Raw genomic sequence first — 13,717 nt, 5'->3', positions numbered from 1 at the left:
CGCCGGGTCGGCGTCAGCCGGAGGCCCCGCCGGTGAAGTTCCAGGAGCCGAGGTGCAGCGCGGGGCACGAGAAGCGGGGCGAGGTGGCGGAGTAGGTGTCGCCGGGCACGGGCGTCGCCGTGCGGCCGACGCCGCGCACCTGGCCGGCGGCCAGGGCGTCGACGTAGCTCTGGGTGAAGCGGAAGTTGCTCACCGGGCGCGTCACCACGCCGTCCTCGACCAGCCAGGTGCCGTTGCGGGTGAGGCCGGTGAAGGAGACCGAGCGCGGGTCGAGCATCCGGGTGTACCAGAAGTCCGTCACCAGGATCCCGCGCTCGACGCCAGCGACCAGCGACGCCACCGACGAGTCGGCGGCCGGGCCGTCGACCTCCTCGGCCACCTCGTCGTCGCCCGACGGCTGCAGCGCGAGGTGGAGCGGCGTGGGTCCCCAGCTGAAGCCGCCGTGGGCGGAGTGCCCCGTGCTCTCCACGCCCAGCGCCGCCGCCGTACGCCGGTCGGTCGCGATGCCGACCGAGCGCCCCTCCTCGACGAGCGGGAGCCGCCGTGCCGGGGTGCCCTCGTCGTCGTAGGTGCGTCCGACCTCGAGCGGGTCGTCAAGCAGCGTCAGTGCCGGGTCGAGCTGCTGGTCGCCGAGCCGCACGAAGGAGCGGCCCTCCTCGACGGCGCGCCCGCCGTAGCCGTGGGCGGCGAGGTTGCCGAGCAGGTCGAGCACGGCGCCGGGCTCGAGCACGACCTCGTAGGCCCCGGCCGGCAGCTCCTCGGCGCCGGCCATGGCGCGTGCCTTGGCCGCGGCGCGGGCGCCGAGCACCTCGCCGTCGAGCTCGGCGATCGACAGCGGCGCCAGCCGCGCCAGGCCGTCCCAGCGGGTGCCGTCGGCCTCGTGACGGGCGATGCCGGAGAGGCCGCACTCGGTGGCCTCGCCCACGACGACGCGGCCGTTGGAGGAGGCGAAGCCACCCGTCCAGTGCACCGTGCGGACGTAGCCCGCGGTCTCCAGCCCGTCGGCGCCCTCGACGAAGCCGCGCACCACCTCGGCGCGGTCGCGCGGCGTCGCCCCCGCGGTCGCGAGGTCGACCTCGGCGCTGCGCGGGCGGTCGGCGTCGGCGGAGGTGAGCCCGGGCCAGCTCGGGTCGAGCGGGGCGTGCCCCACGGCGTCGCGCACCCGCTCCACGAGGCCGGCGACGTCGTCCTGCGTCGCGACGGTGGTGGTGCCGGTCGCCGTGCGACCGTCGTGGTGCACCACGAGCCGTGCGGTGGTGGTGTCCTCCGCGACGTTCTGGTGGATCACCGAGGTGGCGAAGCGGGTCAGGGAGAGCCGGTCGCGGTCGACCTGCACCGTGACCTCCGCGCCGGGCAGCACGTCGCGGACGCGCTGCACGACCTCCTCGGGCAGCTGTCGTTGGTCGTTCATCGAGCCCTCACCCCCACCCGGACGTCGCGGAACCGGGCGGGCGCCGCGGGGTGCCCCGTGTGACCGGTCTGGCCGGGCTGACCCTTGCCGCAGTTGGGGGTACCCCACGCCACCGACTCGTGCGAGAGCATGTCGAGCGAGGCCCAGAACTGGGGCCCGATGCCGGTGTAGGTGGGGTTGCGCAGCAGCCGTCCGAGCCTGCCGCCCTTGATCTCGTAGCCGACCTCGGTGCCGAACTGGAAGTTCAGCCGCTTGTCGTCGATCGACCACGACCGGTTGCTCTCCATGTAGATCCCGTCGTCGGTGCTGGCGATGATCTCCTCGAAGCTGTGCGGCCCGGGCTCGAGCCCGACGTTGGTCATCCGGACCATCGGCAGCCGTGACCAGCCGTCGGCGCGCACGCTGCCGGCGTAGTCGAGCCCGGCGGCGGCCGCGGAGTCCCGGCCGGCCAGCACCCCCACCCACACGCCCTCGCGCACGGCGTCGCGCGCGACCGCCGGGGTGCCCTCGTCGTCGTAGCCGAAGCTGCCGAGCGCCCCGGGGATGGTCGGGTCGATGGTGATGTTCATCAGCTCGGAGCCGTACTGCAGGCTGCCCAGCCGCGAGAGGTCGAGCCACGAGGTGCCGGCGTACGCCGCCTCCCAGCCCAGGATGCGGTCGAGCTCGATGGCGTGGCCGACCGACTCGTGGATCTGCAGGGCGAGCTGCTCCGAGCCGAGCACCAGGTCGGTGCGGCCCGAGGGGCACTCCGGGGCGGTCAGCAGCTCGCGTGCCTCGGCGCCCACGCGAGGAGCGTTGCCGAGCAGGTCGAGGGCCTCGACGAACTCCCAGCCGCGCGTGGCGAACTGCCCACGCGAGGCGGGGTAGGAGCGCCGCTGGGTCTCGTGCTCGCCGATCGCCGTGGCCTGGATGCCGGCGCCGCACTCGCGCACGTGCTGGTCGATCCGGGCGCCCTCACTGGAGACGAACCACTTGCGGGTGTCCCACACGTCGTAGGTCGCGGTGGCGACGTCGGCGCCGTGCTCGCGCATCAGCCGGGTGGCCTCGGTGAGCAGGTCGCCCTTCACCGAGAGCGGCACGGTCAGGGGGTCGACCTCGCACTCGTTGGCCCACGACCCCACCACGGGCTCGCTCGGGATCATCCCGGCGCCGTCGCGGGAGACCAGCGCGCTCGCCTCCGCGATCTCGGCGGCGCGGTGGCCGGCCCGGCGCGCGGCGCCGAACTCGACGTCGGGCACGGCGAAGAAGCCCCACCCGGAGCCCACCAGCGCGCGCACGCCCAGACCGGCGTCGGAGCGCTGGCTGACGTCCTCGACGTCGCCGTCGCGGGCCCCCATCTGCTCGGTGCGCCGGTGCATGAGGCGGGCGTCGGCGTACGACGCTCCCGCGTCGAGCGCGGCCTGGACGGCTGCCTCGGCAGCCTCGAAGTCGCTCATCCTCCGACCATAGGAGACCAGGGTCAGGAGAGTCCCGGCAGGTCGCTGGGGGCGGCGCCGAAGCCGAGGGCACGCACCGCGCTGGCTCGCAGCCCGGCGATCGCGCGGCGTCGGTCGTCACCGGACGTGGCGCCCACGGTCTCGGCCCACGTCCGGGCGACCCGCTCCTCGACCGTGCGGGCGGCCCCGCGCAGCTGCTCGGGCGACGACGCGGGGTCGGGCAGCTCGTAGTCGGTGGCCGAGGCGACCGGCTCGGCCCCGGCTCGCGCCACCAGCGCGGTGAGCTCGTCGCGGGAGGCGCGGTGCTCCTCGAAGGCGTCCGCCAGCCGGTCGGCCAGCGCCGACGAGTCCGTGGCCGGGACCCGGGCGCCGAGGAAGGCGAGCACCCAGACGGCCGCGTGCTCGGCCGCGAGCGCGCGCTGCAGCGCCTCGAGCGGGGTCGGGGGCCCGGCGGTGTCGTCCGCCCCGCCGGTCAGGTCGTCGGCCACGTCGCCACCCGCTGCGCCACTCCGGCGCCCATGCTCGCCAGCAGGCTCGCGAAGGCGCCGCTCTCGGCGTCGAGCGCCAGCGCGTCGAGACGCCGGCGCAGCTGCTCCTCGCGCTGCCGCAGCCGGCGCGAGGCCCGCGCCGCCCGGGCCGGCACGTCGTACGCCGGGGGCGTGAGGGCCGTCTGCGCGCCGTCGGGGACGGCGTCGGCCAGGGCGGCCTCGTGGCTGCGGTGCATCGAGGCCACGGCCCGCAGCCCGGCGGTGCGCGCGGGGAAGGCCCGGCGCGTGGTCTCCACCGCGCGGCGTACGGCGCGGATCTCGGCCAGCGCGAGCGTCGCGAGCGCCACGTCGGGGGCCAGCGAGGGCGACGCCTCGGCGGCGGGAAGGGCGTCGGCGCGGCCGTCGCCGGGGGCCTCGCAGGCAGTCAGCGCCGCGAGCCCACCGGCCGCGCCGGTGGCCAGCAGTGCGCGGCGCGACAGCACGGGCAGGGAGGCCGACACGGGGTCAGGTTAGGTGCTCCAGTCGCGCTAGGGTGAGCAGGCTCCACCCACAACAGCACACGGAGGTCAGCAGCCATGAGCACCGCAGAGACCAGCGACCGCCTCGCGGAGGAGCTGACCGTCCCTGTGCAGGCGCTCGGCCTCGACCTCGAGGGTGTCGACGTCAAGGTCGCCGGGCAGCGCCGGCTGCTGCGGGTCGCGGTCGACAAGGACGGCGGGATCACCCTCGACGACGTCGCCGAGGCGACGCGGGAGGTCTCCCGCGTGCTCGACGAGCGCGTCCTGATGGGCGAGCGCGCCTACACCCTCGAGGTGTCCTCCCCGGGCGTCGACCGCCCGCTCACCCACCCACGCCACTGGCGCCGCAACACCGGGCGCCTGGTGAAGGTGACGACCGACGACGAGACGCTCACCGGACGCATCCTGGCCTCCGACGACGACGGCGCCGACCTCGACGTGTCCGGGGCGTCGCGCCGGGTCGCCTACGACGAGGTCCGCAAGGCGCTCGTGCAGATCGAGTTCACGAAGGAGTCCTGATGGACATCGACATGTCCCTGTTGCGCATGCTGGCGCGCGACAAGGAGATCCCGTTCGAGGTGCTGGTGGAGGCCATCGAGCAGGCCCTGCTCACGGCCTACCACAAGATCGACATGGACCACGCCGAGGCGCAGGCCAGGGTCGAGCTCGACACCAAGACCGGTCACGTCGTGGTGCTGGCGCAGCAGACCGACGAGGAGGGCAACGTCGTCGGCGAGTACGACGACACCCCCGAGGGCTTCGGCCGCATCGCCGCCACCACCGCCAAGCAGGTGATGCTGCAGCGGCTGCGCGACGCCGAGGACGACCGCAAGTTCGGGGAGTTCTCCGGCAAGGAGGGCGACATCGTCAGCGGCGTGATCCAGCAGGGTCGCGACCCCAACGACACCATGGTCGACCTCGGCCCGCTCGAGGCACTGCTGCCGTCGGGGGAGCGGGTGCCGGGCGAGGACTACTCCCACGGCACCCGGATCAAGTGCCTGGTGGTCAGCGTGCGCAAGGGCATGCGTGGCCCGCAGGTGATGCTCTCGCGCACCCACCCCAACCTGGTCAAGCGCCTCTTCGCCCTCGAGGTGCCCGAGATCGCCGACGGCACCGTCGAGATCGCCGGGATCGCCCGCGAGGCGGGTCACCGGACCAAGATCGCGGTGAAGTCGACCGTCCCGGGCGTCAACGCCAAGGGCGCCTGCATCGGTCCGATGGGCTCGCGGGTGCGCAACGTGATGAGCGAGCTGCACGGCGAGAAGATCGACATCGTCGACTGGAGCGACGACCCGGCCCAGCTGGTCGCCAACGCGCTGAGCCCGGCTCGCGTCTCCCGGGTCATCGTGGTCGACGCCGACGCGCGCTCGGCCCGCGTGATCGTGCCCGACTTCCAGCTCTCGCTCGCCATCGGCAAGGAGGGGCAGAACGCCCGCCTGGCCGCCCGCATGACCGGGTGGCGCATCGACATCCGCTCCGACGAGGCTCCCGACACCTGACCTGCGAGGTACGAGCAGGTCAGCGTGGCGGGAGGGTTGAGCAAGCGGCGCGACCGAGGCACGAGGTCGCGGCAGCGCGTCGAAACCCCGGTGAGGGACCTGCCGGGCCGGGGACGGGCCATGACCGTCCGGGGTCTCGACAGGCTCGACCGGCAAGGGGGTCTCGACGGGCTCGACCGGCAGGACGTCTCGGCCTACCAGGCGGCCACCTGGTCGACGACGAGCTGCGGCACCAGGTGGTCGTCGGTGCCGTCGCCGAGCCCGGGCCAGTCGAAGACGGCGACCATGACCTGCAGCGGGTAGGCCGGGGGAGCGGCGCAGCGGCGTACCTCCTGGCCGTCGACGGTGAAGACGGCCTCGTCGGAGGACCGGTCGACGGCGTAGGTGTGGTGCTGCGTGACGTCGAGCGGCAGCCGCGGCGCCGCGAAGTCGTCGCGGAGGCGCGGGTCGGCGATGGCCTTGACGCCCACGCCCACCTCCGCGGACTCTCCGGCGACGACGTCCTTGCCGAAGACCTCGACCACGCACAGCTCGCCGCAGTCGTCGGGCTGCTCCTGGAAGCCGCAGAGCCACAGGGCGGCCATCGACCGCGGCGAGAGCGTCATGCGGCAGCGCACCTCGAGGTGTCCGCCGGACTGCAGGTGCCCCCGGAAGTCGGGCTGGGCCTCGCGGACCCGCTGGCCCGGCACGACCGCCTGCTGGCCGTCGGTGCTGCCGACCGGCCCGGAGCGACTTCCGGTCTGGAGCCCGGAGATCCGCAGCGCCGGGGTGTGCACCTCGGGCAGCCACACCGGGTGCTCGCGGGGCACCTCGAGCACGAGGCCCTCGGCGTCGAGGCGGTAGGAGGCCCGGGTGGCCTCCCGAGAGCTCCACTCCGGCAGGTAGTGCGGCAGCCAGAGCCGCTCGTCGAGCGCCGGGGCGTCGAAGTCGTCGCGCACGTCGCCACGGTAGGGGAGGGCTCCGACAACGACGAGAGGTCGGCCGGGACCCGGTGGACCTGACCCCGTCGGCTTCGGACCGGCTCGCTCCTGACGTGAGTCACGACCGTTGACCGGGACGTCGGAGACGCATGGTTAGGGACGGGCGCCCGACAGCGGTATGGTGGACGGCGGTGGTCACACAGCCGAGCAACCGTCATGCGCCCCTGCGGACGTGCGTCGGGTGCCGGCAGCGGGCCGCCAGAGGTGAGCTGTTGCGGGTGGTCGCTCGCTCGGGCTTCGACGGTCAGGACGACTCCTGGTACGTCGCTCCCGATCCGGCCGGCTCCGCACCGGGTCGCGGGGCGCACCTGCACCCCACCGACACGTGCCTGGCACGTGCCGAGCGGTCCCGGGCCTTCGTCCGCGCGTTGCGTCACGACGCCGGTGCGCGGGGACCGCTCCACCTGCAGAGGCTGCGCGACCACCTGGCCGCCGCAGCAGCACCACGACCGAACGAGAACGGGAGCATCAGCTCATGAGCCTGCGATGAGTTCTTCGCGATGAGCATGCACATCAACTAGCGGTTCGGCCCTCCTGGACGGGTTCGGACCAGGAGGAAACACGTGGCTAACACCCGAGTCAGCGATCTCGCCAAGAAGTACGGCGTCCCGAGCAAGGAAGTCATCTCCCTGCTCGGCGACCTCGGCGAGTTCGTCAAGGCGCCGTCGTCGGGCATCAACCCGCTCGTCGAGAAGCGCTTCAACGACACCTACGGCGCGGACCTGACCGCCAAGGCCGAGGCCGTCGCCGCCAAGAAGGCCGCCCGCAAGGCGCCCGCCAAGAAGGCTGCGGCGACCGAGCAGGCCCCCGAGACCTCCGCGGCCCCCGCTGCCGCGACCCCCGAGGCTCCTGCTGCGGCGCAGGCCCCCGAGACCCCGGCCGCCCCCGTGGCCCCGGCGGCCGCGGCGCCGTCCGCAGAGCCCTCGACGGCTCCGCGTCCCGGCCCGCGTCCCGGCCCCCGGCCCGCGGCCACCGAGCCCGGCCCCCTGGCCGAGCCCGAGACCCCGGAGCCGGCCGAGACCGCCGAGCCGGCAGCGCCCGCCGCCCAGGGCGAGCCCCCCGCGGCCCGGCCCGGTCCGCGACCGAGCCCCGCGGGCGAGGAGGAGCAGGGCGACGGCGAGGCACCGCGTCCGAGCGGCGCCGGCTTCAAGCCCGGCCCGCGTCCCCAGCGTCCCGGCGCCCCGCGTCCGGGCAACAACCCCTTCAGCTCCACCCAGGGCATGGGCCGTCGTCCGGCTCCGCGTCCGGGTGCCGCTGCTCCCGGCGGCGAGGCCGCGCCGCGGCCCGGTGGCCGCGAGGGCATGCCGCGTCCCAACCCGGCGATGATGCCCAAGTCGCCCGCCGCCTTCGGTGGCGGTCCCGGCGGCCGTGGTCCGGGTGGTCCCGGTCGCGGTGGCCCCGGTGGTCCCGGTGGCGGCCGCGGCGGTGCTCCGGCGCGCGGTGGCGCCCCGGGTCGCGGCGGCTTCGGTGGCGGTCCCGGCGGCGCACCCGGCATGGGTGGTGGCCCCGCGGGACGTCCCGGTGGTCCCGGTCGCGGACGACCCACGGGTCGCGGCAGCACGCAGGGCGCCTTCGGTCGTCCCGGTGGCCCGTCGCGCCGTGGGCGCAAGTCGAAGCGGGCGCGTCGTCAGGAGTTCGAGGCCATGCAGGCCCCGACCATCGGCGGCGTGCGCGTCCGCAAGGGCGACGGCGAGACCGTGCGCCTGGCGCGTGGCGCCTCGCTGACCGACTTCGCGGAGAAGATCGGCGTCGACCCGGCCTCGCTGGTGCAGATGCTCTTCCACCTCGGCGAGATGGTCACCGCGACCGAGTCGGTCAACGAGGCCACCCTCGAGCTGCTCGGCGAGGAGCTCAACTACGTGGTGCAGGTCGTCTCCCCCGAGGACGAGGACCGCGAGCTGCTGGAGAGCTTCGACCTGGAGTTCGGCACCGACGAGGGTGGCGAGGCCGCGCTGACGGCGCGACCGCCGGTCGTCACCGTCATGGGTCACGTCGACCACGGAAAGACCAAGCTCCTCGACGCGCTGCGCAGCGCCAACGTCGTCGACAAGGAGGCCGGTGGCATCACCCAGCACATCGGTGCCTACCAGGTCCACACCGAGGTCGACGGCGACGACCGTCGCATCACCCTGATCGACACCCCCGGTCACGAGGCCTTCACGGCCATGCGTGCCCGTGGTGCGCAGGCCACCGACATCGCGGTGCTGGTGGTCGCGGCCGACGACGGCGTGATGCCGCAGACGGTCGAGGCGCTCAACCACGCCAAGGCCGCCGAGGTGCCGATCGTCGTCGCGGTCAACAAGATCGACAAGCCCGACGCCGACCCGACCAAGGTGCGCGGCCAGCTCAGCGAGTACGGCCTGGTGCCCGAGGAGTACGGCGGCGACGTCATGTTCGTCGACGTCTCGGCCAAGGCCCAGCTCAACCTCGACAAGCTGCTCGAGGCCGTCGTCCTCACGGCCGACGCGTCGCTGGACCTGCGGGCCAACCCCGACCAGGACGCCCAGGGCCTCGTGGTGGAGGCGCACCTCGACCGCGGTCGTGGTCCCGTCGCCACGATCCTGGTGCAGCGCGGCACGCTGCGCGTGGGCGACTCGATCGTCGCGGGACCGGCCCACGGCCGGGTGCGCGCGATGCTCGACGAGCACGGCGACAACATCGAGGAGGCCTCGCCGGCGCGTCCGGCCATGGTGCTCGGGCTCTCCGGCGTACCGGGTGCGGGCCAGAACTTCATCGTGGTCGAGGACGACCGCATGGCTCGTCAGATCGCCGAGAAGCGCGAGGCCCGCGAGCGGGCCGCGATGCAGGCCAAGCGCCGTGTGCGCCGCAGCCTCGAGGACTTCATGGCCTCCATGGAGAAGGGCGAGAGCCAGGAGCTCAACCTCATCCTCAAGGGCGACGTGTCCGGCTCGGTCGAGGCCCTCGAGGACTCGCTGGCCCAGATCGACGTGGGCGACGAGGTGTCGCTGCGCGTCATCGACCGCGGCGTCGGTGCGATCACCGAGACCAACGTCGACCTCGCCGCCGCCTCCGACGCCATCATCATCGGCTTCAACGTCCGCCCGCAGGGCAAGGCGACCGAGATGGCCGACAAGGAGGGCGTGGAGATCCGCTACTACTCGGTGATCTACCAGGCCATCGAGGAGATCGAGGCAGCCCTCAAGGGCATGCTCAAGCCGGAGTACGAGGAGCAGGTCCTGGGCCAGGCGGAGGTCCGCGCGATCTTCCGCAGCTCCAAGATCGGCAACATCGCCGGCTGCATGGTCACCAGCGGACTGATCCGCCGCAACGCCAAGGTCCGCCTGATCCGTGACGGCGCCGTCGTCCAGGACCAGCTCGACCTGGCCTCGCTGCGCCGCGAGAAGGACGACGTCTCCGAGGTCCGCGAGGGCTTCGAGTGCGGTCTGGTGCTCCGCGGCTACAACGACATCAAGGAAGGCGATGTCGTCGAGGCCTTCGAGCTCAAGGAGATCCCGCGCAGCTGAGTGCTGTCTGCGGGTCGGGGTGGCGAAGTCACTGGTCAACCAGTGACTTCGCCACTTCGCCAAGCACACGACCGTGGCGAAGTGGCAGAGTCACTGGTTGACCAGTGACTTCGGTCGCCGGGTCTGAAGGAGAGAGATGAGCAACCCACGGGTGCGCAGGATCGCCGACCGGATCAAGGTGGTGGTCGCGGAGCTGCTGGAGCGACGGATCAAGGACCCGCGGCTGGGGTTCGTGACCATCACCGACGTCCGGGTCACGGGCGACACGCAGCACGCCACGGTCTTCTACACCGTGCTCGGGCAGGACGCCGACCTCGAGGGGTCGGCGGCGGCGCTCGCGTCGAGCAAGGGCATGATCCGCACCGAGCTCGGCAAGCAGCTCGGCATCCGTCACGTGCCGACGCTGGAGTTCGTGCACGACGCGCTGCCGGAGAACGCCCGCCACATCGAGGACCTGCTGGAGCGGGTGCGCGCCTCCGACGAGCAGGCCGCGCAGGCCTCGGCGGGGGCGGCGTACGCCGGGGAGCCGGACCCCTACCGCAAGCCGCGCGACCCCGACGAGCTCGACGAGGCCGACGAGGAGTGACCGCGTCCGGACCCGACGGCCTCCTCGTCGTCGACAAGCCCGGGGGCATCACCAGCCACGACGTGGTCGCGCGGGTACGCCGCGCCCTCGGCACGCGCAAGGTCGGCCACGCCGGCACGCTCGACCCCATGGCGACGGGCGTGCTCGTGCTCGGTGTCGGTCGGGCGACCCGGCTGCTGGGCCAGCTGACGCTGACCGAGAAGGCCTACGACGCCACCATCCGGCTCGGCGCGACCACCACGACCGACGACGCCGAGGGCGAGGTCACGAGCACGGCCGCGACCGACGGGCTCTCGGAGGCCGAGGTCCGCGACCGTCTGGGCGACCTGGTCGGCGAGATCGACCAGGTGCCGAGCGCGGTGAGCGCGGTGAAGGTCGACGGCAAGCGCGCCTACGCCCGCGTGCGCGCCGGCGAGGAGGTCGAGCTGCCCGCGCGCCGGGTGCGCGTCGACAACCTCGACGTACGCCGCCTGGAGCTGCCGGACCTCGACGTCGCGGTGCGCTGCTCCAGCGGCACCTACGTGCGGGCGATCGCGCGCGACCTGGGGGCGAGCCTCGGCGTCGGCGGCCACCTGACGGCGCTGCGGCGTACGTCGGTCGGCCCCTTCGCGCTCGACGTCGCCTGCCCGCTCGACGACGTCGACGCGGGGCGGCTGCTCACGATGGAGCAGGCCGTGGCGCTGGCCTTCCCGACGTACCCGCTGAGCGGCGAGCAGGCGACCGACGTGGGCTACGGCCGCCGGATCGCCGCCGACCTCGGCGGCGACGACCCGGTGGCGCTGCTCGCGCCCGACGGCCGCTTCCTGGCGCTCTACCGGCAGGACGGCGACCACGCCAGGGCGGTCGCCGTCTTCACCGGCTGAGCCTCGGAGCCCGGGACCTCCCGAGTCCGCGGCCTCAGGCGGCGACGGCCTCGCGGGTGTCGGCCGAGCTCGAGGCGAGCTGCTTGAGGGCCACCACGCTCGCGGTCGCGACCAGGGTGCCGATGACCAGGGCCACCAGGAACCACAGGATGTTGCCCACGGCGAAGAGCACGAAGATGCCGCCGTGCGGGGCACGCAGGGTCACGTCGCCGGCCATCGAGATGGCGCCGGTGACCGCGCTGCCCAGCATGATCGAGGGGATCACGCGCAGCGGGTCGGCGGCGGCGAAGGGGATGGCCCCCTCGGTGATGAACGAGGCACCCAGCAGCCAGGCGGCCTTGCCGTTCTCCCGCTCCACCGGGGTGAAGAGGCGGGGACGGACGACGGTGGCCAGCGCCAGGGCCAGCGGCGGCACCATGCCGGCGAGCATGACCGACGCCATGATGCGCAGCTCCGGGGAGTCGCCGGAGGCCGCGGCGGCGGCGCCGAGGCCGGCGGTGGCGAAGGCGTAGGCGGTCTTGTTGAGCGGGCCGCCCATGTCGAAGGCCATCATCAGGCCGAGGATCGCGCCGAGCAGGATCGCCGAGCCACCGTCGAGGCTGTTGAGCCCGTCGGTCAGCGCCGACATCAGGCCGGCCAGCGGGCGGGCCAGGACGACGACCATGACGAGGCCGGCGATCACGGTGGCGAGCAGCGGGATCACCACGACCGGCATCAGGCCGCGGGCCCAGGCGGGGATCCTCCAGCGCGAGATCCACAGCGCGACCACACCGGCGAGCACGCCGCCGACGATGCCGCCGAGGAAGCCCGACTGCAGCGTCACCGCGATCGCGCCCATGACGAAGCCGGGCGCGATGCCCGGTCGGTCGGCGATGGCGAAGGCGATGTAGCCGGCCAGGGCCGGCACCAGGAAGCCGAAGGCGGCCGCGCCCAGGGTGAAGGCGAGCGCCCCGAAGTAGGCCAGCAGGGGGCTGTCGAAGGGCACGTCGGAGAGCCCCGCCTCGCCCAGGTCGGGGAGGTTGAAGAGCGAGTTGTTCAGGGCGATGTCCTGGCCCGGCCCGGTGATCGAGTAGCCGCCGAGCAGGAAGCCCAGCGCGATCAGCAGGCCGCCGGCCGCGACGAAGGGGATCATGTAGGAGACGCCGGTCATCAGCACCCGCCGGGTGCGGGCGCCCCACGACTCGGACTCCGAGGAGCTGGTGGCCGAGGCACCGGCGTCGCCGCCGTCTGCCTGCACCCGCGGGGCCGAGGGGTCGTCGGCGTGGGCGAGGGCGAGCGCGACCAGGCCGTCGCCGTCCTCGATCGCGCGCTTGACGCCGGTGGCGACCACGGGCTTGCCGGCGAAGCGGTGCTTCTCCCGCACGCCCACGTCGACGGAGAAGATCACGGCGTCGGCCCGCTCGATGACCTCGCGGGGGAGCGGGGTGGCGCCGGCCGAGCCCTGCGTCTCGACCGCGATGTCGACCCCGGCCTTGGCCGCGGCGGTCTCGAGCGCCTCGGCGGCCATGTAGGTGTGGGCGATGCCGGTGGGGCACGCGGTGACCGCCACCAGGGAGCGGCGCCGGGCGGGAGCCGCGGACGTCGTCTCGTCGGGCGCCGGTGCCTCCGGCGCGGCCGCGGGGGCCGCGGCCGGAGCGGGCGCGGGAGCCTCGTCGACCACCTCGCCGACCAGAGCGGCCACCTCGTCGGGGGTGGCGGCCGCGCGCAGCGAGGCGGTGAAGTCGGGCCGGACCAGGGCGCGGGCGAGCTTGGTGAGCACCTGCAGGTGGGTCTGCCCCCCGCCCTCGGGCGCCGCGATCAGGAAGACCAGGTCGGCCGGTCCGTCCTTGGCCCCGAAGGCGACGGGCGTGGCGGGCCGCGCGAAGACCAGCGTCGGCACCTGCACGGCCGCGGTGCGGCAGTGCGGGATGGCGATGCCGCCGGGCAGCCCGGTGGCGGCCGTGGACTCGCGGGCCAGCGCGTCACCGGCGAGCTGGTCGGGGTCGGTGGTGCGGCCACCCTCGGCGGCGAAGGCGGCCAGCCGGCGGATGGCGGTCTCCTTGTCGTCGCCGAGGTCGGCGTCGAGACGCACGAGGTCGGGGGTGAGCAGGCGTTCGGTCATGAGGGGGCTCCGGGGGTGCTGCAGAGGGGTGCTGCGGGGTGGGTGGATCGGGTGGGACGGGGACGCTCAGGCGTCGAGGTCCTGCTCGACGAGCGCGGCGATCTTGTCGACCGCCGCGGCGTCGTCGCCGGAGACCTCCACGGTGTCGCCGGGACCGGCGCCGAGGGTCATGATCATCAGGGAGGAGGCGGCGTCGACCGGGTCTCCACCGGGGGTGGCCAGCATGACGTCGCTGCCGAGCTCGGCCGCGGCCTCGCTGATGATCGCGGCCGGGCGGGCGTGGAGTCCGACGGACGATCCGACGACGACGCTCTTGGTGGGCATGGGTCCTCCTGCGAGTGGGGTGCTGA

Annotated in this window: 13 protein-coding genes; 6 read left to right on the top strand and 7 right to left on the bottom strand. The window is 74.0% G+C overall.

The features are described from left to right. Window positions 1-13: 13 nt before the first annotated feature. Genes IG63_RS0100340 through IG63_RS22950 form a run of 4 tightly spaced genes read right to left on the bottom strand, consistent with a single transcriptional unit; the run spans window position 14 to window position 3,835 of the window. Complete coding sequence (locus IG63_RS0100340; RefSeq protein ID WP_030482390.1) at window positions 14-1,411, bottom strand: TldD/PmbA family protein; 1,398 nt, start codon at window positions 1,409-1,411, stop codon at window positions 14-16. Then, a complete protein-coding gene (locus IG63_RS0100335; protein WP_030482389.1) occupies window positions 1,408-2,847 on the bottom strand; it encodes a TldD/PmbA family protein in 1,440 nt (479 codons plus the stop codon). Before IG63_RS0100335 ends, IG63_RS0100340 begins: the two co-directional genes overlap by 4 nt. Before the next feature lie 23 nt (window positions 2,848-2,870). Then, the gene (locus IG63_RS22955; RefSeq protein ID WP_051705993.1) at window positions 2,871-3,335 is read right to left on the bottom strand and encodes a DUF4439 domain-containing protein; all 465 of its coding nucleotides are present in this window, start codon (window positions 3,333-3,335) and stop codon (window positions 2,871-2,873) included. After that, window positions 3,320-3,835, bottom strand: a complete 516-nt coding sequence (locus IG63_RS22950; protein WP_030482387.1) for a hypothetical protein — start codon at window positions 3,833-3,835, stop codon at window positions 3,320-3,322. Before IG63_RS22950 ends, IG63_RS22955 begins: the two co-directional genes overlap by 16 nt. A gap of 75 nt (window positions 3,836-3,910) precedes the next feature. Here IG63_RS22950 and rimP point away from each other — a divergent pair, with 75 nt between their 5' ends. Both rimP and nusA read left to right on the top strand, forming a co-directional pair. Further along, the gene (gene rimP, locus IG63_RS0100320; protein ID WP_030482386.1) at window positions 3,911-4,372 is read left to right on the top strand and encodes a ribosome maturation factor RimP; all 462 of its coding nucleotides are present in this window, start codon (window positions 3,911-3,913) and stop codon (window positions 4,370-4,372) included. Beyond that, window positions 4,372-5,352: a transcription termination factor NusA gene (nusA, locus tag IG63_RS0100315; RefSeq protein ID WP_030482385.1), complete on the top strand. Its 981-nt coding sequence runs from the start codon at window positions 4,372-4,374 to the stop codon at window positions 5,350-5,352. The genes rimP and nusA overlap by 1 nt, the downstream gene beginning before the upstream one ends. Window positions 5,353-5,546: 194 nt before the next feature. Here the strand turns inward: nusA and IG63_RS0100310 are convergent, their stop codons facing one another. Further along, window positions 5,547-6,290, bottom strand: coding sequence for a glycoside hydrolase family 16 protein (locus tag IG63_RS0100310; protein WP_030482384.1), 744 nt, complete (start codon window positions 6,288-6,290; stop codon window positions 5,547-5,549). A 131-nt stretch (window positions 6,291-6,421) separates the two neighbouring features. On the opposite strand from IG63_RS0100310, the gene IG63_RS0100305 reads away from it, so the two are divergent. From IG63_RS0100305 to truB, 4 genes are all read left to right on the top strand, one after another. Next, window positions 6,422-6,811 carry a YlxR family protein gene (locus tag IG63_RS0100305; RefSeq protein WP_084596424.1) on the top strand — a complete coding sequence of 130 codons (390 nt, stop codon included), beginning with the start codon at window positions 6,422-6,424 and terminating at the stop codon, window positions 6,809-6,811. 84 nt (window positions 6,812-6,895) lie between these two features. Next, window positions 6,896-9,817 carry a translation initiation factor IF-2 gene (gene infB, locus IG63_RS0100300; RefSeq protein WP_030482382.1) on the top strand — a complete coding sequence of 974 codons (2,922 nt, stop codon included), beginning with the start codon at window positions 6,896-6,898 and terminating at the stop codon, window positions 9,815-9,817. A gap of 136 nt (window positions 9,818-9,953) precedes the next feature. Next, entirely contained in the window at window positions 9,954-10,403 is a 450-nt protein-coding gene (gene rbfA / locus IG63_RS0100295) for a 30S ribosome-binding factor RbfA (protein WP_030482381.1), read from the top strand. Continuing rightward, window positions 10,400-11,266 carry a tRNA pseudouridine(55) synthase TruB gene (gene truB / locus IG63_RS0100290; RefSeq protein ID WP_030482380.1) on the top strand — a complete coding sequence of 289 codons (867 nt, stop codon included), beginning with the start codon at window positions 10,400-10,402 and terminating at the stop codon, window positions 11,264-11,266. The genes rbfA and truB overlap by 4 nt, the downstream gene beginning before the upstream one ends. Before the next feature lie 34 nt (window positions 11,267-11,300). Here the strand turns inward: truB and IG63_RS0100285 are convergent, their stop codons facing one another. Together IG63_RS0100285 and IG63_RS0100280 are read right to left on the bottom strand one after the other, a co-directional pair. After that, on the bottom strand, window positions 11,301-13,367 hold the full coding sequence (locus tag IG63_RS0100285; RefSeq protein ID WP_030482379.1) for a PTS fructose transporter subunit IIABC: 2,067 nt from the start codon (window positions 13,365-13,367) through the stop codon (window positions 11,301-11,303). A 66-nt stretch (window positions 13,368-13,433) separates the two neighbouring features. Continuing rightward, complete coding sequence (locus tag IG63_RS0100280; RefSeq protein WP_030482378.1) at window positions 13,434-13,691, bottom strand: HPr family phosphocarrier protein; 258 nt, start codon at window positions 13,689-13,691, stop codon at window positions 13,434-13,436. Between the last annotated feature and the right edge of the window lie 26 nt (window positions 13,692-13,717).

Source organism: Nocardioides aequoreus, from assembly GCF_000720335.1.
Classification (GTDB): Bacteria; Actinomycetota; Actinomycetes; order Propionibacteriales; family Nocardioidaceae; genus Marmoricola; species Marmoricola aequoreus.
Note: the sequence above shows the minus strand (reverse complement) of the source record. Positions and strands in the feature narration are given on the sequence as shown.